Source organism: Streptomyces malaysiensis subsp. samsunensis (genome assembly GCF_024519315.1).
GTDB classification, from domain to species: Bacteria; Actinomycetota; Actinomycetes; order Streptomycetales; family Streptomycetaceae; genus Streptomyces; species Streptomyces malaysiensis.
In genome coordinates this window covers 1-20905 of the sequence record NZ_JANIIC010000060.1, presented here as the reverse complement: position 1 = coordinate 20905, position 20905 = coordinate 1, and the positions used below count along the sequence as shown (strand labels likewise).

Sequence of the window (20905 nt, the reverse complement as noted above, 5' to 3'; positions counted from 1 at the left end):
GAACCGCCGCCGTCAGCGCACCGGCGCGTCGGCGCGCTCGACCCGCTGGCTGCCCGCACGGGTGCGGTACGACCGCGCCCAGGCGGCCGTGGCGCGCGGATCGGTGCGGTCGGAGACGGTGTAGTAGTCCATCTGGGCCCGCTGGGGGGTGACATCGAGCACGCCGTAGCCGTGCGAGTCCATGTCCACCCACTTCACATGGCGGTTGGCGGTCCTGATCGCGGCGACCGCCGCCAGGGACACCGTGTGCGGTGGCACATGGAGCAGATCGTCGAGGTTGTCGGAGGTCACCGAGGTGACCACGAACTCGGTGGCGGCCGAGGGCGAGAGCGGATAGGTGCCGGCCCTCACCGGTACGTCGTTGGCCCACGCCATATGGATGTCACCGGTGAGGAAGACCGTGTTGCCGATTCCGCGGTCGGTGAGGTGCGCGAGCAGCTCGCGCCGGTCGTCCGTATAGCCGTCCCACTGGTCGGTGTTGATGGCCAAACCGCCCTTGGGCAGCCCCAGCAGCTCGGCCAGCGGGGCCAGCAGCTCGGCGGGGAGGGCCCCGAAGGCGACCGGTGAGATCATCACCGAGTTGCCCACCAGCCGCCAGGTGGTGTCCGAGGCGGTCAGGCCCGACTTCAGCCAGTCGAGCTGGGCGCGCCCGGTCATGGTGCGCTCCGGGTCGTCCACGTCCCCGCTGCCGGTGGCCGCCTGCTGGGAGCGGAACGAGCGCAGATCGAGCAGATGGAGATCGGCGAGGGTGCCGTAGCGCAGCCGCCGGTAGGTGGTGCCCTGGGTGGAGGGGCGCACCGGCATCCACTCGAAGTACGCCTGCTTGGCGGCGGCCACTCGCTGGGCCCAGGCCCCCTCGGTGCCGGGTGTGTGGTTCTCCGCCCCGCCGGACCAGGCGTCGTTGGCGAACTCGTGGTCGTCCCAGATCGCGATCAGGGGGAGCGCGGCGTGCAGCGCCTGGGCGTCGGGGTCGGTCTTGTAGTTCCCGTGCCGGACGCGGTAGTCGGCGAGCGTGACGATCTCGTGGGTGGGGGCGTGCGGGCGGAGGACGTCTTTGGTCTGCGGGTATTCGCCGCTCTCGTACTCGTAGATGTAGTCGCCGAGGTGGAGCACCGCGTCCAGGTCGGCGCGGGCGGCCAGATGGCGGTACGGGGAGAACCAGCCCGCCTCCCAGTTGGCGCAGGAGACCACGCCGAAGCGCACCCCCTCGGCCGCGGCGTCGTGCGCCGGGGCGGTGCGGGTGCGGCCCACGGCGGAGCGGACGCCGCCGTCCACCGCGAAGCGGTAGAAGTAGCCGGTGGCGGGCCGCAGCCCGCGCACATCGGCCTTGACGGTGTGGTCGGTGCCGGCGGCGGCCTTGACGGTGCCGCGGGCGACGACCGAGCGGAAGTCCCGGTCCTCGGCGACCTCCCAGGTCACCTCGACGGCCGGGCCGAGCCCCGAGCCGGGCACGGCGTCAGGGGCGGGCGTGATACGGGTCCACAGCAGGATCCCGTCGGGCAGCGGGTCGCCGGAGGCGACGCCGTGCAGAAAGGCGGGACCGGCGTCGGCGTGGGCCGCGGGGCCGGGGACGAGGGGCAGCAGGGCGGCGGCGGCCGCCGCGACCGTGACGGCGCTTCTTCGCGATATGTGGAGGTCGGTCACGGCCGAGGAGATTACTGACAAGTAGCGGGCACGGACAGGGGGCTCGGGGGATGTTCGCCCACCCGTCGCACGAGGTCACCACGGCTGTGGCCGGGAGGTCATCGTGGCTGTGGCCGAGCGGTCGCCGCCACCATGGCCGGGCGGTCACCGTCGCCGTGACAGGGCGGTCACCGTCGCCATGGCCGGGCCGGAACGCGGTCGGCGGGCGCGCCCTGGGGGCACGCCCGCCGACCGGCCGGGAAGGGCCGGACGCTACTTCTTGAGCCCCTGCTTGACCAGCGGGGTGAACTGGTCCGGGGTCATCGGCGGGTTGCCGCCCACCTCCAGCTTCTTCCCGTTGAGCTTGAAGGACGGGGTGCCGGTGACGTCCTTGGTGTCGTTGAACGTCTTGGACATGGCCAGCGCCCACCGGTCGTAGGTGCCGTTCTTCACGGCCTTCTCGAAGGCCGTGTTGCCCTTCAGCTCCTTGACCTGCTGGGCGATGTCGATCAGCTTCTGGTCGCCGGCGAAGGAGTCCTTGGTCTCCTCCGGGTGGTTCTTCGGCGCGTACAGCGCCTCCTTGTAGTCCAGGAACGCCTGCGGGCTGACGTTGAGCGCCGCGCCGAGCGCGCTCAGCGCGTTCTTCGAGCCGGCGCCGGGCATCTGCTTGTTGTCGTCGAGGAAGGTGCCCAAGGTGAACTGCGCCTTGTAGGTGCCGTCCTTGATGTCCTTGAGCACGGTCGGGCCGGTGTACTGCTCGAACTGGGCACAGACCGGGCAGCGCATGTCCTCGTAGACATGCAGGGTGTTCTTGGCCTTCTTGTCGCCGATGACCACCGTCGTGCCCTGGGGGCCGGTGGCGTTGGCGGGCTTGGTGAACGTCTTCTTCTCGGCCGCCGCCCGCCACTTCTGGTTGGCGTTGTCCGAGTTCATGTTGGTGACGGCGTAGCCTATGCCGCCGGCTATCGCGAGGACCGCGACGACCGCGCCGCCGACGAACAGCTGGCGCCGCACCCGGTCCTTCTTGGCCTGGCGCTCACGCTCGGCGCGCAGCCGCTCGCGGGCGGCCTGCTTGTTCTGGTGGTTGTTGCGGTTGCTCATGATGGATCGGTCTCCGTGGGGGTGCGTCGTCGGATATGCGTACGGGGGTGTGGATCGCTGTGCTCAGGCAGCGGCCGAGCAGGGCGGTCCACGACGCACCACGGAGTGCACGAGAAGAGGGAGGGCCGGTGCCGGGCGCACCGGCCGTGCGGGCCGCGCGGCCGGGTGACGGGGCCGCAGGGCCGCCGTGTGGGCCGCTACGGCCAGCAGCAGCGGCCGGAAGGCGAAGGCGGCCAGGGAGCCCAGCAGACGGCTCAGGGCGGCCTCGCCGCGCCGCAGCCAGGCCGCGGCGATCAGACCCACCGCGACATGCGCGGCGAGCAGCAGCCAGGGGGTGGCGGAGCTCACGGCGGCCGCCAGCGGGGTGCCGACGCCGTTCTGGGAGACCCCGGGCAGTGGACTGCCGAGATCGCCGCCGCCGCACAGCACGGTGACGCCCATGGAGCGCAGGGAGCCCGCCACCGGGCCGCCGGACTGTCCGTAACACGCCTGCTGGCCGGTGGTGAAGATCGTGTCGGCGGCCAGCTCCAGGGGGATCAGCAGCGTCGCGATGGACCAGAAGCCCCGCTCCCGGCCCGCGAGGGCGTAGGCGACGGCGAAGACGGCCACCGAGAGCGCGGCGACGGTGCCCAGCGGCAGCGGGGTCCGCGACAGCAGGACATGCGAAGCCGAGGACAGCGTGACGCACAGCGCCGTGAAGAGCGCCGCGCGCACTGCCCTCAGCTGCGGTCCGGTGCCGTCCATGACTTCGAATTCTGCCATGAACGTCTGTAGGGACCATGTGAGGAACCGGCCCCCGAGGCCGGCCGACCGCCCTCGAGCCGCTTTGCGGCGGGCCCCGGGGCGGCGGCCGACCCGGCTGGGGGGGACGGTCAGAGGCCGGGGATGCGGCCGTTGCGGAAGAGATCCACGAAGATCTGGTGGTCGGCTCGGGCGCGGGCACCGTAGGAGTGCGCGAAGTCCACCAGGAGCTCGGCGAAGGCGTCCTCGTCGGCGGCGATCACCGCGTCGATGGCGCGCTCGGTGGAGAACGGCACCAGCGAGTGGCCGCTCTGGTCGTCGGCGGCCGCGTGCATGGTGGCCGTGGCCCGCCCCAGGTCGGCCACGACCGCCGAGATCTCGACCGGGTCGTCGATGTCGGACCAGTCGAGGTCCACCGCGTACGGCGACACCTCGGCGACCAGCTGCCCCGCGCCGTCCAGCTCGGTCCAGCCCAGCCACGGGTCGGCGTGGGCCTGGAGGGCGCGCTGGGAGATCACCGTGCGGTGGCCCTCGTGGCGGAAGTACGACCGCACCTGCTCATCGGTGATGTGCCGGGAGACCGCCGGGGTCTGCCCCTGCTTCATGTAGATCACCACATCGTTCTCCAGGGCGTCGCTGTTGCCCTCCAGAAGGATGTTGTACGAGGGGAGCCCGGCGCTGCCGATGCCGATGCCCCGGCGGCCCACGACGTCCTTGACGCGGTAGGAGTCCGGGCGCGAGAGACTGGACTCGGGGAGCGTCTCCAGATAGCCGTCGAAGGCGGCCAGGACCTTGTAGCGGGTGGCGGCGTCCAGCTCGATGGATCCGCCGCCGGCCGTGAAGCGGCGCTCGAAGTCGCGGATCTCGGTCATCGAGTCGAGCAGCCCGAAGCGGGTCAGCGAACGGGCGTCGCGCAGCGCGTCCAGCAGCGGACCCTCCGCGGTCTCCAGGGTGAAGGGCGGCACCTCGTCGTTCTTGGCGCCGGTGGCCAGGGCGTGGATGCGCTCGCGGTAGGCGCCGGCGTACGTCCGCACCAGCTCGGTGATCTTCTCGTCGCTGAGCGCCTTGGTGTAGCCGATGAGCGCCACGGAGGCGGCGAAGCGCTTCAGGTCCCAGGTGAAGGGGCCGACGTACGCCTCGTCGAAGTCGTTGACATTGAAGATCAGGCGGCCGTTGGCGTCCATGTAGGTGCCGAAGTTCTCGGCGTGGAGGTCACCGTGGATCCACACCCGGCTGGTGCGGTCGTCCAGGTACGGCCCGCCGGAGCGCTCCCGCTCCACATCCGAATAGAACAGGCAGGCGGTGCCGCGGTAGAACGCGAACGCCGAGGCGGCCATCTTCCGGAACTTGACGCGGAAGGCGGCCGGGTCGGCGGCGAGCAGCTCGCCGAAGGCGGTGTCGAATACGGCGAGGATGTGCTCCCCGCGCTGTTCCGCCTGGGTCTGCTGGGTCGACATCGCGGAACGCCTCCTGGGGCATGAGGGAACTGATCGGTGTGGCAGGTACGACAGGGTATGTTCCGTCTCGCCGGGTGCGCGGGAGGACCGGATGACCCGTCGGGATCAACGCCTGAGGCTACTCGCGAGTGCCCGGCTCTTGTCAGTGCGGAGGGGTAACCTTCGGAGCTGTCTCGCCCTGCCGTCATCGATTGTTCGCCGGAGGTCTTCCACCGTGACCAAGCCGCCCTTCACGCACCTGCATGTCCACACCCAGTACTCGCTGCTGGACGGTGCGGCGCGGCTCAAGGACATGTTCAACGCCTGCAATGAGATGGGCATGACCCATATCGCCATGACCGACCATGGCAACCTCCACGGGGCGTACGACTTCTACCAGCAGGCGACGGGCGCCGGGATCACCCCGATCATCGGGATCGAGGCGTATGTGGCGCCCGAGTCGCGGCGCTACAAGCGGCGTGTCCAGTGGGGGCAGCCGCACCAGAAGCGCGATGACGTCTCCGGTTCCGGTGGTTACACCCACAAGACCATCTGGGCGTCGAACAAGACCGGTCTGCACAACCTCTTCCGGCTCTCCTCGGACGCCTACATGGAGGGCTATTTCGTCAAGTGGCCGCGGATGGACAAGGAGACCATCGCCCAGTGGTCCGAGGGCCTGATCGCCTCCACCGGCTGCCCCTCGGGCGAGTTGCAGACCCGGCTGCGGCTGGGCCAGTTCGACGAGGCCCTCAAGGCCGCCTCCGAGTACCAGGACATCTTCGGCAAGGACCGGTACTTCCTGGAGCTGATGGACCATGGCATCGAGATCGAGCGCCGGGTCCGGGACGGGCTGCTGGAGATCGGCAAGAAGCTGGACATCCCGCCGCTGGTGACCAACGACTCGCACTACACCTACGCCCGCGAGTCCGAGGCGCATGACGCGCTGCTGTGCGTCCAGACCGGCAAGAACCTCTCCGACCCGGACCGCTTCCGCTTCGACGGCACCGGCTACTACCTGAAGTCCACCGACGAGATGTACGCCATCGACTCCTCGGACGCCTGGCAGGAGGGCTGCCGCAACACGCTCCTGGTCGCCGAGCAGATCGACAACACCGGGTGGTTCGACAAGCGCGACCTGATGCCGCGGTTCGACGTCCCCGAGGGGTACACCGAGGTCACCTGGTTCCAGGAGGAGGTCAAGAAGGGGATGGCCCGCCGCTTCCCCGGCGGCGTCCCCGAGGACCGTCAGAGCCTGGCCGAGTACGAGATGGACGTCATCATCCAGATGGGGTTCCCGGGGTACTTCCTCGTGGTCGCCGACTTCATCATGTGGGCCAAGAACAACGGCATCGCGGTCGGCCCCGGCCGGGGCTCCGCGGCCGGTTCGATCGTCTCGTACGCCATGGGCATCACCGACCTCGACCCGGTCGAGCACGGGCTGATCTTCGAGCGGTTCCTCAACCCCGAGCGCGTGTCCATGCCGGATGTCGACATCGACTTCGACGAGCGTAGGCGCGGCGAGGTCATCCGGTACGTCACCGAGAAATACGGCCACGACAAGGTCGCCCAGATCGGCACCTACGGCACCATCAAGGCCAAGAACGCCATCAAGGACTCGGCCCGGGTGCTCGGCTATCCGTACGCGATGGGCGACCGCATCACCAAGGCCATGCCCGCCGACGTCCTCGGCAAGGGCATCCCGCTCTCCGGTATCACCGATGAGAAGCACCCCCGCTACAGCGAGGCGGGCGAGGTGCGCGGGATGTATGAGAACGAGCCGGATGTGAAGAAGGTCATCGACACCGCGCGCGGTATCGAGGGCCTGGTGCGCCAGATGGGTGTGCACGCCGCGGGTGTGATCATGTCGAGCGAGACGGTGACCGACCATGTGCCGGTCTTCTCGCCGAAGAACGACGGCCAGGTCGTGACCCAGTGGGACTACCCCACCTGTGAGTCGCTCGGCCTGCTGAAGATGGACTTCCTGGGCCTGCGCAACCTCACCATCATGGATGACGCCGTCAAGATGGTGCGCGCCAACAAGGGCATCGATCTGAAGATGCTCGATCTGTCCCTGGACGACCCCAAGACCTTCGAACTGCTCTGCCGCGGTGACACCCTCGGCGTCTTCCAGTTCGACGGCGGCCCCATGCGCTCCCTGCTGCGCATGATGAAGCCCGACAACTTCGAGGACATTTCCGCCGTCTCGGCCCTCTACCGGCCGGGCCCGATGGGCATGAACTCGCATATCAACTACGCGCTGCGGAAGAACGGGCAGCAGGAGATCACCCCGATCCACCCCGAGCTGGAGGAGCCGCTCAAGGAGGTCCTCGGCATCACCTACGGCCTCATCGTGTACCAGGAGCAGGTGCAGAAGGCCGCCCAGGTGCTCGCCGGCTATTCGCTGGGCCAGGCCGACCTGCTGCGCCGCGCCATGGGCAAGAAGAAGCCCGAGGTGCTGGAGAAGGAGTTCGTCAACTTCCAGAAGGGCGCCCGCGACAAGGGGTACTCCGACGAGGCCATCCAGGCGGTGTGGGACGTCCTGGTCCCGTTCGCCGGATACGCGTTCAACAAGGCGCACTCCTCCGCGTACGGCCTGGTCACCTACTGGACCGCGTACCTCAAGGCCAACTACCCCGCCGAGTACATGGCGGCGCTGCTCACCTCGGTCCGTGACGACAAGGACAAGTCGGCGGTCTATCTGAACGAATGCCGCCGCATGGGCATCAAGGTGCTGCCGCCGAACGTCAATGAGTCCGAGGCCAACTTCACCGCCCAGGGCGATGATGTGATCCTCTTCGGTCTCACGGCGGTCCGGAACGTCGGTCAGAACGTGGTGGAGGCGATCATCCGGGGCCGTAAGGCCAAGGGGAAGTACGGCTCGTTCCCGGACTACCTGGACAAGGTCGAGGCGGTCGTCTGCAACAAGCGCACCACCGAATCGCTGATCAAGGCGGGCGCCTTCGACGAGATGGGCCACACCCGTAAGGGGCTCACGGCGCACTACGAGGCGCTGATCGACAATGTGGTCGCGGTCAAGCGCAAGGAGGCCGAGGGGCAGTTCGACCTCTTCGGCGGCATGGGCGGTGACGGCGGTGACGGCGACGGGCCGGGCTTCGGCCTCGACGTCGAGTTCTCGGACGTCGAATGGGAGAAGACCTATCTGCTGGCCCAGGAGCGGGAGATGCTGGGCCTGTATGTCTCCGACCATCCGCTGTTCGGCATCGAACATGTGCTGAACGAGAAGGCGGATGCCGCGATCTCCGCGCTCACCGGGGGTGAACACGCGGACGGCGCGATCGTCACCATCGGCGGCATCATCTCCGGCCTCCAGCGCAAGATGACCAAACAGGGCAACGCCTGGGCCATCGCCACCGTGGAGGACCTGGCCGGCTCCATCGAGTGCATGTTCTTCCCGGCCACCTATCAGCTGGTCTCCACCCAGCTGATCGAGGACGTGGTCGTCTTCGTCAAGGGCCGGCTGGACAAGCGCGAGGACGTGCCCCGGCTGGTCGCCATGGAGCTGATGGTCCCCGATCTGTCCGAGGCGGGTGCCGACGCGCCCGTGACGATCACCATTCCCACGGTCAAGGTCACCCCGCCGCTGGTCGAGAAGCTCAGCGAGGTGCTCACCCACCACCGTGGCTCCACCGAGGTGCGGATCAAGCTCCAGGGGGCGCGGAAGACCACCGTGCTCCGGCTCGACCGGCACCGCGTCACCGCCGACCCGGCGCTCTTCGGTGATCTCAAGGTGCTGTTGGGGGCGTCCTGCCTGGCCGGGTGAGGTCCTGGCCGGCCGGGGACCGCCCGGCCCCGCCGACCCGGCCCTGACGAGAACGCACAAGGGGCGCGCCCGCATCGGGCGCGCCCCTGGGGCCACTTCACACGGTCCGCCACTCACGCGGCCTGCCGCCGCGGTGGCCCGGCGCCGGTGCGCGGCGCGTCAGTTGTGGCCGAAGCTCTTCTGCCGCTTGCGGCTCGTCGAGGGGCTGTCCTCCGACCGCATCGGCTGCGACTGCGCGTCCATCGAGGACTGCTGGTCGGCGGGGCGGCCGTCCATGCCGCGCTCCTGACGCCGCTCGTCCTGCTGCTGCTTGCGATCGCGGTTCTTGTTCTTACCCATGGTGGTGTTCCTCCAGTTGGGATCAGCCCCCCGGCGAAGGGCCCTCCGGGGAGAAGCCCCTCCGGAAGAACAGTGACATGTCACAGTAACCCGTGCATTTCGGGCAATTACGGTGAGTGAGAAGGAGGGTATTGGCGGGTAAGCCGTATCCGCCACGCCGGTGATCCAGTTCGGACTGATAACCCCCGCGCGGTCGGGCAGACTCGAAGGAAAGCCGAAGAACCACATCCGGGGTACGGCTGTGTGCGGGGGCGACCGAGGACTGGACCGTCAGGAAAGAGGGTGGAACGTGGACCGCTGCGTCGTCCTGGTGGACGCCGGGTATCTGCTGGGCGCCGCCGCGAGCCTGCTGGCCGGGGAGCCTGCCCGGTCGCGTATCTCCGTCGACCACGCGACCCTCATCCAGGGGCTGCGGGAGCGGGCCGAGGCCGAGACCGAGCGCCCGCTGCTGCGCATCTACTGGTTCGACGGCGCCCCCGACCGCGTACCCCAGCCCGAGCACCGGCGGCTGCGTGTGATGCCGCGGGTGACCGTGCGACTCGGTGCACTCACCCGCAGTGACGGCCGCTGGGCCCAGAAGGGCGTGGACGCCGCCATGCACGCCGAGCTCACCGAGCTCGCCCGCAACCGCGCCTGCTCCGACATCGTTCTCGTCACCGGCGACGGCGATCTGCTGCCCGGGCTGATGTCGGCCAAGGAGCACGGCGTCGCCGTCCACCTCTGGGCCGTCCAGGCCGCCGACGGCGACTACAACCAGTCCGAGGACCTCGTCGCCGAGGCCGATGAGCGGCGCGTCCTCGACCGCGCCTGGATCACCCGGGCGGTGCGCGCCAAGGAGCTTCCCGGGCCCTGTGCGCCCGTCTCCGAGCCGCGCCCGGAGATCGCGGCCATTCTCTCCGCCCCGCTGCCGGAGACGGCCGCCGCTGCCGCCGCTGCCGCGGCGCCCGGCGCCGCGGAGGCGGCCCCCGGCCGCAACGGCGCCTCCCGGCCCGGCGCCGAGGTGACCGGCCCGGCCGCCGCCCCCGGCCGTCCCGCCGCCCCGGACCCCCGGGCGGGCACGGATGCCGTGGCGGGCGGCGCCGGTAAGGGCGTGCCGACCCCCAAGGACCTCGCCGACCTGGGCCGCGGCCCGGCCGGGCCCGGCGGCCAGGCGGAGCGGCAGCAGGGCGCCGGGGCCACCCTGCGGTGGTCCTCCGACAAGGGCTGGATCGACCGGGGCCCCGGCGCCGGGGTGGGGGAGCCGCCGGAGACCGCCAACCTCCCCATGCTGGCCCAGCTCACCAGCGCCGAGCAGCGCTGGGCCGACCGCGAGGAGGACATCACCGCCGTCAGCGGCGACCCGTTCGAGGTCGGCCAGGTCTTCGCGCGCCGCTGGACCGACCGGCTCGCCGATCCGGCCCACCTCCAGCAGCTCTCCACGGAATACCCCCGTATCCCGCACCGCATCGACGGTGAACTGCTCCGCTACGCGGCGCGCTTCGGGCTGCTAGCCCACAAGGACGACCAGATCGACGAGCACGACCGCTATGCGATCCGGGCGGGCTTCTGGCGCGAGATCGACCTGCGGTCGGCGGCGGAGCACGCCCAGCCGGGCGGGTAGCGGGAGCCCGACGGGCCTCGCCGCCTGCGGCGCACTGCTCCCCTCCCCTCCCCGCCCCTCCCCGAACCCGGGACTCCGCCCCGGCCCCCGAAACTTGGGGCTCCGCCCCGGGCCCCGGACCTGGGGCTCTGCCCCAGACCCCCGAACCGGGGTTCTGTCTCGGGCCCCGGGCCTGGGGCTTCGCCCCGGACCCCCGAACCCAGGGTTCTGCTCCAGACCCCCGAACCGGGGTTCTGTCTCGGGCCCCGGGCCTGGGGCTTTGTCCCGGATTCCGGAAGCCGGGGTTCTGTCTCGGGCTCCGAACCTGGGGCTCTGCCCCAGACCCCCGAACCGGGGTTCTGTCTCGGGCCCCGGACTTGGGGCTTCGCCCCGGACCCCGGAACCGGGGGTCTGCCCCAGATCCCTGAACCGGGGCTCTCCCCCAGACCCGGGGCTTCGCTTCAGGCCCCGGAAGCGGCGCTGTCGTCTCTGCCTCCGGTCCGGGGCTCTCGCCCCTTCCCGTGGCCCTTTCCCGCGGTGTTGGTATGCGGCTCCGCCGCGTGGCGGGGATTCGGCTCGGGCCCCCGACCTGGGGCTTTGTCCCGGATTCCGGAAGCCGGGGTTCTGTCTCGGGCCCCGGACTTGGGGCTTCGCCCCGGACCCCGGAATCCGGGGCTTTATCCCGGATCCCCGGATCCGGGGTTCTGCCTCAGATCCCGGAACCGGGGCTCTGTCCCAGGCTCCGAACTCGGGGCTTCGCCCCAGACCTCGGAACCGGGGCTCTGCCTCAGGCCCCGGAAGCCGGGGCTTGGCCCCAGCCCCCGGATCCGGCGCTGTCGTCTCTGCCTCCGGTCCGGGGCTCTCGCCCCTTCTCGTAGCCCTTTCCCGCGGTGTCGGTACGCGGCTCCGCCGCGTGGCGGGGATCAGCCTCGGGGCTCGGGGTCCAGGGGCGGAGCCCCTGGTAACGGGAAGGGGCGGGGAGGGGGAAGCATCGGTATGCGGCTCCGCCGCGTGGCCCGACGGACGCCCCGAAAGTCGTAGTCCGGCTCCGCCCGGCGAACCGTGCCCGGAGGGACCCGAGGACGGGAGCGGGTGTTTGGGCGCGTACCCTCATAGCTCGTGAGGACGGGCGCGAAACAGGCGACGAGTGGCGATGTGGTGTGCACCGTGCGCGGCCTGGTCAAGACCTATCCCGCGGCGCGCGGCCGGCGCGGCGCGCCCGCCACGCCCGCAGTCCGGGCCAGCGACGGCATCGACCTCGATGTGGTGCGCGGTGAGGTCTTCGGGCTGCTCGGGCCCAACGGCGCGGGCAAATCCACCCTCGTACGGCAGCTCACCGGCCTGCTCCGGCCCGACGAGGGCAGGGTGCGGGTGCTGGGCCACGATCTCGTACGCCACCCCGAGCGCGCCGCCCGTCTGCTGGGCTATCTCGGCCAGGACTCGACCGCGCTGGACGAGCTGACCGTCTCCCTCGCCGCCGAGACCACCGCGCGGCTGCGCGGTCTGGAGACCCGCCCGGCCCGCGCCGCGCGGGACGCGGTGATCGAGGAGCTGGGGCTCGGGGAGGTCGCCGGGCGCCCGCTGAAGAAGCTCTCCGGCGGCCAGCGGCGGCTGGCCTGCGTCGCCGCCGCGCTGGTCGGGGAGCGGCCGCTGCTGGTGCTCGACGAGCCCACCAGCGGGATGGACCCCGTGGCCCGGCGCGCCGTGTGGGCCGCCGTGGACCGGCGGCGGGCCGAGCGCGGGGTGACGGTGGTGCTGGTCACCCACAATGTGATCGAGGCGGAGACGGTCCTGGACCGGGTCGCGGTGCTGGACCGCGGCCGGGTCATCGCCTGCGACACGCCCGCCGGGCTCAAGGCGCTGGTCGCCGACGAGGTACGGCTGGAGCTGGTGTGGCGCACCGAGCCGCCGCTGGACGTGCCCGAGGTCGCCGCCCTGCGGAAGGCCGCCGAGGCGTGCCGGGCCGCCGGCGGCGGCTCCGGGCGGCGCTGGACGCTCCGGCTCCCGCCGGACGACGCGCGCGCCGCCATCGCCACCGTGACCGGTGGCCCCGCCTTCGCCGCGCTGGACGATTTCACCCTTGCCACGCCGAGCCTGGAGGATGTGTACCTGGCCCTGGGCGGCCGTGCGGAGGGAGCGGATGGGCTGGTGAAGGCGTGAGGGCCGGGGCGAGCCGGTGAACACGTCGGTGACCGTGACCGTATTCGAGCCGTAGAGGCGAAGAGGAGCAGCACAACGTGAGTGTCATGCCCGCCGTGTCCGGTGTGTCCGGGACCACTGGTGTGCCTGGTGTGTCCGGTGCGTCTGCTGGGCTGCCCGGTGCGTCCGGTGTCTCCGGTATGCCGGGGGCGTCCGGTGACGCCGACGCCGGTGAGGCCGGTGACATGCCCGCGCCGCTGGCGGCGCGGGCGCGGCTCTTCCCCGCGCTCGTCGCGGTCTACCGCGCCCAGCTGTCGCGGGCCCGGGTGGCCCGGATCCCGCTGCTCTTCGTGGCGACCTTCCAGTCCATCGGGATCATGATCCTGATGCGTGGGGTGGTGGACGGCGGGAGCGAGGCGCGGTCGGTGGTGGCCGGGTCGAGCGTGCTGGTCGTCGCCTTCGTGGCGCTCAACCTGCTCGCCCAGTACTTCGGCCAGCTGCGGGCCAGCGGTGGGCTCGACCACTACGCGACCCTGCCGGTGCCGCCCTCGGCCGTGGTGCTCGGGGCGGCCGCCGCGTACGCCTCCTTCACCGTGCCCGGGACCGCCGTCACCGCGGTGATGGGCAGTCTGCTCTTCCAGCTGCCCATGGCGAACCTGTGGATCCTGCTCGCGGTGATCCCCCTCTCCGGCGCCGCCCTCGCCGGACTCGGCGCCGCGCTGGGGCTGCTCGCCCCGCGTCAGGAACTCGCCACGCTGTGCGGGCAGTTGGGGATGTCGGCGGCGCTGCTGCTGGGGGTGTTGCCCGCGGCCCGGATGCCGCAGGTAGTGTCGTACGCGCGCGATCTGCTGCCGTCGACGTACGGTGTGGAGGCCCTGGCGCGGTCCTTCGACGGGCAGCCCGACTGGTGGGCGGTCTGTGCCGACCTCGGGGTGTGCGCGGGGGTGGCCGTGGTATCCCTCGCCGCCGCGACCTGGGCCTATCGGCGGGCGGCGGTGCGGTGACGCGCCGCAGCGAACGTCCCGCCGACCGAAGTACGCCATCCGCCTGGCACGATGACGGGGTGACCGCACCGTTGACGCCGCATGATCAGCATTCGCCGCACGACGAACCCGGCGAGGGCCGGCCGCCGTCCCACGGGCAGCCTTCCGGGGACTCCGGCGCGCCGTACCCCTCGGGGTACCCCGAGCACCCCGGGCACGCTTCCGGGCATCCGGAGCACCCCGGGTACGCCGAGCACGCTGAGCTCTCCGAGCACTCCGAGCCGGGGCCCGAGTTGCGCGCGGAACTGGTGCGGGCGTCGCTGGTCGCCATCGCGGTGGCGGTCTCGGGGGTGCTGCTCGGGCTGCTGTGGCTGTGGCTGGCGCCGAAGGTCCCCCTGGTCTCGGACGGCTCCGCCGTCTATCTGAAGAACTCGGAAGGGGAGGACGCGGTCGGCGCGGACGGTGTGTTCACGCTGCTCGGGCTCGCCTTCGGAGCCGTCTCGGCGATCATCGTCTTTCTGCTCTTCCGCCACGGCGGTATCGCGCTGGTCGTCGGGCTGGCGATCGGCGGGGTGCTCGCCTCGGTGATCGCCTGGCGGCTGGGCGTATGGCTGGGGCCCACCTCGGACGTGGTGGCCCATGCCAAGGCCGCCGGTAAGGGCGTCACCTTCGACGGGCCGCTCAAGCTGGGCGCGAAGGGCGCGCTGCTGGCGTGGTCGGTGGCGGCGATGGTGATCCACCTGGTGCTGACCGGGCTGTTCGGCCCCCGGGACCCGGAGCCCGCCCTGCCGCCCGCGCCGCAGCCGGAAGCGCACTGAGCGCTCCGGCGGGAAGCGCACGGAGCTGCCGTCGGTCGTCCGCGGCGCCGCCGTGGCCGCCCGCGCCCACGCGGCACGGCCCCCGCGTCCCTTCAGGGCGCCACCGAACCGCGGGTCGGCTTCCGTACTTCCATCGATCCGCTCAGGCCCGGACCGGGCCTGAGCGCCCTTGACCATCCCCGACCGGCACATGGTGCGGGTCGGGGAGCTCCATGAGCGCCTACAACCGTCACGAATGCCTACAAGGCGAGCACCCGAAAGCGCACTGCGCGCACGGGCGCTAGGAGCGGGCGATCGGCGCCAGCACCGCCTCGGTCAGCGACGCCAGGTCCTTGGGCGCCAGCTCCACCTCCAGCCCGCGCCGGCCCGCCGAGACGCAGATCGTCTCGTAGCCGGTGGCCGACGCGTCCAGGGCCGTGGGGAGGCGTTTGCGCTGACCGAGCGGGGAGATCCCGCCCCGCACATAGCCCGTGGTGCGCTCGGCCACCGCGGGGTCCGCCATGGTGGCGCGCTTGCCGCCCACCGCCGAGGCGAGCGCCTTGAGGTCGAGGGTGGCCGAGACGGGCACGATGGCGACCGTAAGGCGGTCATCGACACTCGCGACCAGGGTCTTGAAGACCCGGCCCGGTTCGACACCCAGCGCCTGGGCGGCCTCCTCGCCGTACGAGGGGGCCGCCGGGTCGTGCTCGTAGGAGTGCAGGGTGAACTCGGTGCCCGCGGCGGTGAGGGCGGTGGTGGCGGGGGTGCCCGCCGAGGTCTTCTTGGGCTTCTTGGGCATGTTCGTCCGCGTCAGTTGGGGCTGGTGGGACCGCGGGTCAGATCGACGGCCGGGAGGGACGGGAGCTTACCGATGACCGCGCTCTCGGCGCGAAGGAGTTTCAGCTCGTCGGCCAGCCGGCTCGCGGTGTCCGGCGCCTGGAGCAGCCGCTGCTTCGCGGGCGTGTCGAGCACGGCCGCGGCCGCCACCAGATAGGAGAGGACGGACGGCTCGCCCGGCAGGTCCTGCTCGGCGGCCAGGGTCCGCTCACGGGCGCCCGCGAGCCGCTTCTGGTACATCCGGAAGGCCCGTACCACCCCCGAGGCCAGCGCCCCGGCACCGTCGCCCTGCTCCTCCTCCAGCTCCTTGACCTCGGCCGTCAGATACGGGCCCGAGGAGTCCACGGAGACCAGCTCGAAGCGGGTGGTGCCGGTGGCCAGCACCTCGAAGGTGCCGTTCTCCTGCTCCCGGATGGTGGCCGCGTCCGCCACACACCCCACCGAGTAGAAGGATTTGGCCGGGTCCGCGCCGAACCCGGCCGTGGGGCCGGGGTCGGGCCGCGAGGCGGTGTCCGGGAGGCCGATCGCGCTCGGGGCGACTTCGTGGCCGTCCCGGATCGCGATCACCCCGAACCGGCGCGGCGCGTCCTCGGGGAGCGCGGACAGATCGCGCATCAGGGAGCGATACCGCTGCTCGAAGACGTTCAGGGGCATGACGAGCCCCGGGAACAGCACCGTGTTCAGCGGGAAGAGCGGAAGGCGCGCGGAGGTCACGGGGCGTAAGCCTAATGGCCCCGCGCGTCCCCTTTCACTGGCGCCGCAGCAGTCGGGACGCGCCGGCGGCGACCGCGGTGGCCAGGACCCAGCCCAGCAGGATCATCACGATGGACGCCCATTGGACGGCGCCTTCGGGTTTCCAGTAGCCGTCCATGCCCAGATCGATGACCGGAATCAGCAGATCGAGCGTGTACAGCGAGGCGTTCCAGTTCGGCGATTCCCCCGGTTTCAGCGCCTCCGGCCGGTTGTGGGCGAAGAACACCGAGCCGACCGCCCACAGCACCGCCATCCACACCGCGGCCCGGCCCGGACGGTAGCCGTAGGCCACCGTCCAGTCCTGAAGATAGCCCCACACCTTCCCGGCGAGCGGCAGCGTCTCCCGGCGGCGGCGCTGCTTGGCGAGCTGCACCTCGCGCGCGTCGGCGTCCTCGCCGCTGGCCCGCATCGTGTTGGCCAGCATCTCGTACGGCTCGGGCGCGTACTCGGGGGTCGCCGCGGCCACCCACTCCAGCCGCCGGGCCAGCGGGAAGTGGCCGCGCGGGATCAGGCACTCATAGCTGAACCCGGCCATGGTGAGCCCGCCGGGCCCCGGCCAGCTCACCGACTTGTCGACAAGGTTGACCACCCGGGCGCCGGAGAGGATCACCCGCCCGCGCTGCGGCCGCTCCCCGAGGAAGCGCAGCTCCGGCGTCTGGACCCGGCGCAGCGACAGCTCCTGGTCGTTCTCCATGATGAAGCGGGCCTGGTCGAAGTCGATGGCGTCGCCGATCCGCCCGTCGTCCAGCCGGACCCCGCCCTCGCATTCGAAGCGCTGGATGCGGGTGCCGCGGGTGGGGGTGGAGGCGGTGCCGTACGGCGGGGTGGAGCCGCTGGAGTATGTGCTCACCCCGCCCGCGGTGAGGTAGAGGCTGCGCTCCACGGTCAGCTGCGGCGCGTTGAGCGCGCGACGGCCGTAAGGGTTGCGCAGCCGGCTGCCGCGCAGGCTGAGCGACACCCCGATCTGCGCCCCGCGCAGACTCAGCTCGCCATAGGACTCGATCATGTCGGCCTGGAAGTCCTGGGCGACGGTCAGCCCGTCGGCACTGATCGACATGCCCCGGCGGTCGCGGCGCACGATGAGCTGGTTGAGCAGTAAATCGGTGCCTATATGGGCGTCGGTGAGCCGGATCCCGTGTTCGACCACACAGCGCGGCAGATGCAGATCGCCCTCGGTGCGCAGCCGGGCCGCCTCCAGCCGGGGGAGGGCACAGCCCACCAGGCGCAGGGTGGTGAACTGTGCCTCGGGGACCAGCACCTCCCGCTCGAAGCGGCAGTTCTTGAGCTCCACATAGGGCTCGATGTTTCCGCCGGCCAGATCGAGCGTGCCGGTGATGTGCACCCCGTTGAGCTTGAGCGCGGAGACCCGGCCCGGCTGCGCGGGCGGCCCGTCCAGCAGCAGGAGGGCCACGACGCGCGCCCGGACACTGCGCTCCGGGCCCCATGCGTACGGGCCGGAGGGGTCGTTCCGCTGGGGGTGCGAGGTGCGCAGATCGTGGGTGCTGCCATTGCGGAACGCCTGCCACATGCCCCATTCGGCGGTGGTCAGATCGAGACCCGGGGGTGGATCGCCATCGTGCGGCTCGGTCACAGCCGTGTCCCCTCCTGATTCTCCGTGTCCCCGTACGGAGCACATTCCCGCTGAGTAACCGGTTGAACGCCAACGGTCAGGGTCAACTTAGGGGGTGCGTATCACTGACTGATACGGGGGGAGGGGCGTCGTGGCGGGTCTGAGACAATTGATCGCGTGATCTCCCGTATCGATCTGCGCGGCGCCGCCTTCCCGGAGGGCGGGATCGACCGCGACCTGCTGCCCCGTGCCGAGCTCGACGTCGAGGCCGCCCTGGAGAAGGTGCGGCCCATCTGCGACGACGTCCGCCATCGCGGTACCGCTGCGCTGATCGACTACGCCCATCGGTTCGACGGCGTGACCATAGAGCGGGTGCGGGTCCCCGTGGGGGCGCTGGAGAGCGCCCTCGCCGGTATCGACCCCGCCGTGCGGGCCGCCCTGGAGGAGTCCATCCGGCGGGCCCGGCTGGTCCACCGCGACCAGCGGCGCACCGACCACACCACCCAGGTGGTGCCCGGTGGCACGGTCACCGAGCGCTGGGTGCCGGTCGAGCGCGTCGGGCTGTACGTACCGGGCGGCCGCTCGGTCTACCCCTCCTCCGTGGTGATGAACGTGGTGCCCGCGCAGGAAGCCGGGGTCGGCTCGATGGCCGTCGCCTCCCCGCCGCAGGCGGAGTTCGGCGGGCTGCCGCACCCCACGATCCTCGCGGCGTGCGCGCTGCTGGGCGTGGACGAGGTGTACGCGGCGGGTGGCGCCCAGGCCGTCGCCATGTTCGCCTACGGCACCGAGGAGTGCCGTCCGGTCGCCATGGTGACCGGGCCGGGCAATATCTGGGTCGCCGCGGCCAAGCGGCTGCTCAAGGGCCGGATCGGCATCGACGCCGAGGCCGGCCCGACCGAGATCGCCATCCTCGCCGACGCCACCGCCGACCCGGTGCATGTCGCCGCGGATCTGATCAGCCAGGCCGAGCACGATCCGCTGGCCGCGTCCGTGCTGGTCACCGACTCCGAGGAGCTGGCCGCCGCGGTCGAGAAGGAGCTCGAGGTCCAGGTCGGGGCCACCAAGCACATCGAGGACCGGATCCGTCCGGCGCTGTCCGGGCGGCAGTCCGGCATCGTGCTGGTCGACGGTCTGGAGCAGGGCCTGGCCGTCGTGGACGCGTACGCGGCCGAGCATCTGGAGGTCCAGACCGAGGACGCGGCGGCCGTCGCGGCCCGGGTGCGCAACGCCGGGGCGGTCTTCGTCGGGGCCTTCGCCCCGGTGTCGCTCGGCGACTACGCCGCGGGCTCCAACCATGTGCTGCCCACGGGCGGCTGCGCCTGCCACTCCTCCGGGCTGTCGGTGCAGTCCTTCCTGCGCGGTATCCATGTGGTGGACTACAGCCGGGAGGCGCTGGCCGAGATCGCCGGCCATGTGGTGACGCTGGCCGAGGCGGAGGATCTGCCCGCCCACGGCGCCGCGGTGAAGGCAAGGTTCGACTGGAAGGTGCCACCGAGCAAGTGACCGGCATTGACGATCTCCCGATCCGGGACGAGCTCCGTGGCAAGTCCCCGTACGGCGCTCCCCAACTCGATGTGCCCGTACGGCTGAACACCAACGAGAACCCCTATCCGCTGCCCGAGCCACTGGTCGCCCGGATCGCCGAGCGGGTCGCCGAGGCGGCCCGCGACCTCAACCGCTACCCGGACCGGGACGCGGTCGAGCTCCGCACCGAGCTGGCCCGCTATCTCAGCCGTACGGCCGGTCTCGAGGTCGGCGTCGCCCAGGTCTGGGCGGCCAACGGGTCCAACGAGGTGCTCCAGCAGCTGCTCCAGACCTTCGGCGGGCCGGGGCGCACCGCGATCGGCTTCGAGCCCTCGTACTCGATGCACGCGCTGATCTCGCGCGGCACCGGCACCGGCTGGATTTCCGGTCCCCGGAACGCCGATTTCACCATCGATGTCGAGGCCGCCCGTAAGGCCATCGCCGAGCACCGCCCCGATGTCGTCTTCATCACCTCGCCCAACAATCCGACCGGGACGGCCGTGGCCGCCGAGACGGTGCTGGCGCTCCATGACGCGGCGCAGGCCGCCCGATCGGACGCCGCCGGGGCGCTCGTCGTCGTGGACGAGGCGTACGGGGAGTTCAGCCACCGCCCGTCGCTGCTGCCGCTGATCGAGGGGCGGCCGCGGCTGGTGCTCTCGCGGACCATGTCCAAGGCGTTCGGCGCGGCCGGGCTGCGGCTCGGCTATCTCGCCGCCGACCCGGCGGTCGTCGACGCCGTCCAGCTGGTCCGGCTGCCGTACCACCTGTCCGCCGTCACCCAGGCCACCGCGCTGGCCGCCCTGGAGCACACCGATACGCTGCTGGGGTACGTCGAGGCGCTGAAGGCCGAGCGCGACCGGCTGGTGAGCGAGTTGCGCACCATCGGCTGCGAGGTGACCGACTCCGACGCCAACTTCGTCCAGTTCGGCCGCTTCGAGGACGCCCACGCGGCGTGGCAGGGCCTGCTGGACCGGGGTGTCCTGGTCCGTGACAACGGCGTACCGGGGCGGCTGCGGGTCACCGCGGGGACCCCCGCCGAGAACGACGCGTTCCTCGACGCGGTACGCGAGCTGATGAAGGAGAAGAGCGCATGACCCGCGTGGGACGCGTGGAGCGCAGCACCAAGGAGACCTCGGTCGTCGTCGAGATCGACCTCGACGGCACCGGCCAGGTCGATGTGGCGACAGGTGTGGGCTTCTACGACCACATGCTCGACCAGCTCGGCCGTCACGGCCTCTTCGACCTCACGGTCAAGACCGAGGGCGATCTGCACATCGACACCCACCACACCATCGAGGACACCGCCCTCGCGCTCGGCGCCGCCTTCAAGCATGCGCTTGGCGACAAGGTGGGCATCTACCGCTTCGGCAACTGCACGGTGCCGCTGGACGAGTCGCTGGCCCAGGTGACGGTCGACCTCTCCGGCCGCCCGTACCTGGTGCACAGCGAGCCCGAGAACATCGCGCCGATGATCGGCACCTACGACACCACGATGACCCGGCACATCCTGGAGTCCTTCGTGGCCCAGGCGCAGATCGCCCTGCACGTCCACGTGCCCTACGGGCGCAACGCCCACCACATCGTGGAGTGCCAGTTCAAGGCCCTGGCGCGGGCCCTGCGCTACGCCAGCGAGCGCGACCCCCGCGCCGCTGGGATCCTCCCGTCCACGAAGGGGGCCCTGTGACTGTGAGCGTCGCACGCG

General features: G+C 71.3%; 16 protein-coding genes. 8 read left to right on the top strand and 8 right to left on the bottom strand.

What is annotated here, in order from left to right; genetic code table 11:
• Positions 1–12 precede the first annotated feature (12 nt).
• The 4 genes from NQU54_RS37635 to NQU54_RS37620 form a co-directional block, all read right to left on the bottom strand.
• Complete coding sequence (locus NQU54_RS37635; RefSeq protein ID WP_257634919.1) at positions 13–1644, bottom strand: alkaline phosphatase D family protein; 1632 nt, start codon at positions 1642–1644, stop codon at positions 13–15.
• 252 nt (positions 1645–1896) lie between these two features.
• The gene (locus NQU54_RS37630) at positions 1897–2724 is read right to left on the bottom strand and encodes a thioredoxin domain-containing protein (RefSeq protein WP_257634918.1); all 828 of its coding nucleotides are present in this window, start codon (positions 2722–2724) and stop codon (positions 1897–1899) included.
• A gap of 63 nt (positions 2725–2787) precedes the next feature.
• Positions 2788–3486 (bottom strand): hypothetical protein, encoded by a 699-nt coding sequence (locus NQU54_RS37625; protein ID WP_079257274.1) that lies wholly within the window; start codon positions 3484–3486, stop codon positions 2788–2790.
• 110 nt (positions 3487–3596) lie between these two features.
• Positions 3597–4922 carry a DUF2252 domain-containing protein gene (locus tag NQU54_RS37620; protein WP_257634917.1) on the bottom strand — a complete coding sequence of 442 codons (1326 nt, stop codon included), beginning with the start codon at positions 4920–4922 and terminating at the stop codon, positions 3597–3599.
• A gap of 214 nt (positions 4923–5136) precedes the next feature.
• On the opposite strand from NQU54_RS37620, the gene dnaE reads away from it, so the two are divergent.
• Positions 5137–8682: a DNA polymerase III subunit alpha gene (dnaE, locus tag NQU54_RS37615; protein WP_257634916.1), complete on the top strand. Its 3546-nt coding sequence runs from the start codon at positions 5137–5139 to the stop codon at positions 8680–8682.
• A 159-nt stretch (positions 8683–8841) separates the two neighbouring features.
• Here dnaE and NQU54_RS37610 read toward each other — a convergent pair whose 3' ends face one another.
• Positions 8842–9021, bottom strand: a complete 180-nt coding sequence (locus tag NQU54_RS37610; RefSeq protein WP_167501168.1) for a hypothetical protein — start codon at positions 9019–9021, stop codon at positions 8842–8844.
• A gap of 289 nt (positions 9022–9310) precedes the next feature.
• Between NQU54_RS37610 and NQU54_RS37605 the strand changes: the two genes are divergently transcribed.
• From NQU54_RS37605 to NQU54_RS37590, 4 genes are all read left to right on the top strand, one after another.
• The gene (locus NQU54_RS37605; protein WP_087684196.1) at positions 9311–10621 is read left to right on the top strand and encodes an NYN domain-containing protein; all 1311 of its coding nucleotides are present in this window, start codon (positions 9311–9313) and stop codon (positions 10619–10621) included.
• A gap of 1137 nt (positions 10622–11758) precedes the next feature.
• Entirely contained in the window at positions 11759–12760 is a 1002-nt protein-coding gene (locus NQU54_RS37600) for an ABC transporter ATP-binding protein (RefSeq protein WP_257634944.1), read from the top strand.
• Between the two features lie 179 nt (positions 12761–12939).
• Positions 12940–13743, top strand: coding sequence for an ABC transporter permease (locus NQU54_RS37595; RefSeq protein ID WP_069870135.1), 804 nt, complete (start codon positions 12940–12942; stop codon positions 13741–13743).
• A gap of 59 nt (positions 13744–13802) precedes the next feature.
• On the top strand, positions 13803–14540 hold the full coding sequence (locus NQU54_RS37590; protein ID WP_257634915.1) for a magnesium transporter: 738 nt from the start codon (positions 13803–13805) through the stop codon (positions 14538–14540).
• A 280-nt stretch (positions 14541–14820) separates the two neighbouring features.
• On the opposite strand, the gene ybaK is transcribed toward NQU54_RS37590, so the two are convergent.
• Genes ybaK through NQU54_RS37575 form a run of 3 tightly spaced genes read right to left on the bottom strand, consistent with a single transcriptional unit; the run spans position 14821 to position 17700 of the window.
• The gene (gene ybaK, locus NQU54_RS37585) at positions 14821–15318 is read right to left on the bottom strand and encodes a Cys-tRNA(Pro) deacylase (protein WP_257634914.1); all 498 of its coding nucleotides are present in this window, start codon (positions 15316–15318) and stop codon (positions 14821–14823) included.
• A gap of 11 nt (positions 15319–15329) precedes the next feature.
• Positions 15330–16070, bottom strand: a complete 741-nt coding sequence (locus NQU54_RS37580; RefSeq protein WP_100807522.1) for an LON peptidase substrate-binding domain-containing protein — start codon at positions 16068–16070, stop codon at positions 15330–15332.
• Between the two features lie 34 nt (positions 16071–16104).
• The gene (locus NQU54_RS37575) at positions 16105–17700 is read right to left on the bottom strand and encodes an oxidoreductase (protein ID WP_069870128.1); all 1596 of its coding nucleotides are present in this window, start codon (positions 17698–17700) and stop codon (positions 16105–16107) included.
• 156 nt (positions 17701–17856) lie between these two features.
• Here NQU54_RS37575 and hisD point away from each other — a divergent pair, with 156 nt between their 5' ends.
• Genes hisD through hisB form a run of 3 tightly spaced genes read left to right on the top strand, consistent with a single transcriptional unit; the run spans position 17857 to position 20887 of the window.
• Positions 17857–19182, top strand: a complete 1326-nt coding sequence (hisD, locus tag NQU54_RS37570) for a histidinol dehydrogenase (RefSeq protein ID WP_257634913.1) — start codon at positions 17857–17859, stop codon at positions 19180–19182.
• A complete protein-coding gene (locus NQU54_RS37565; RefSeq protein WP_257634912.1) occupies positions 19179–20297 on the top strand; it encodes a histidinol-phosphate transaminase in 1119 nt (372 codons plus the stop codon). Before hisD ends, NQU54_RS37565 begins: the two co-directional genes overlap by 4 nt.
• Positions 20294–20887, top strand: a complete 594-nt coding sequence (gene hisB / locus NQU54_RS37560; protein WP_257634911.1) for an imidazoleglycerol-phosphate dehydratase HisB — start codon at positions 20294–20296, stop codon at positions 20885–20887. The genes NQU54_RS37565 and hisB overlap by 4 nt, the downstream gene beginning before the upstream one ends.
• Positions 20888–20905: the final 18 nt, after the last annotated feature.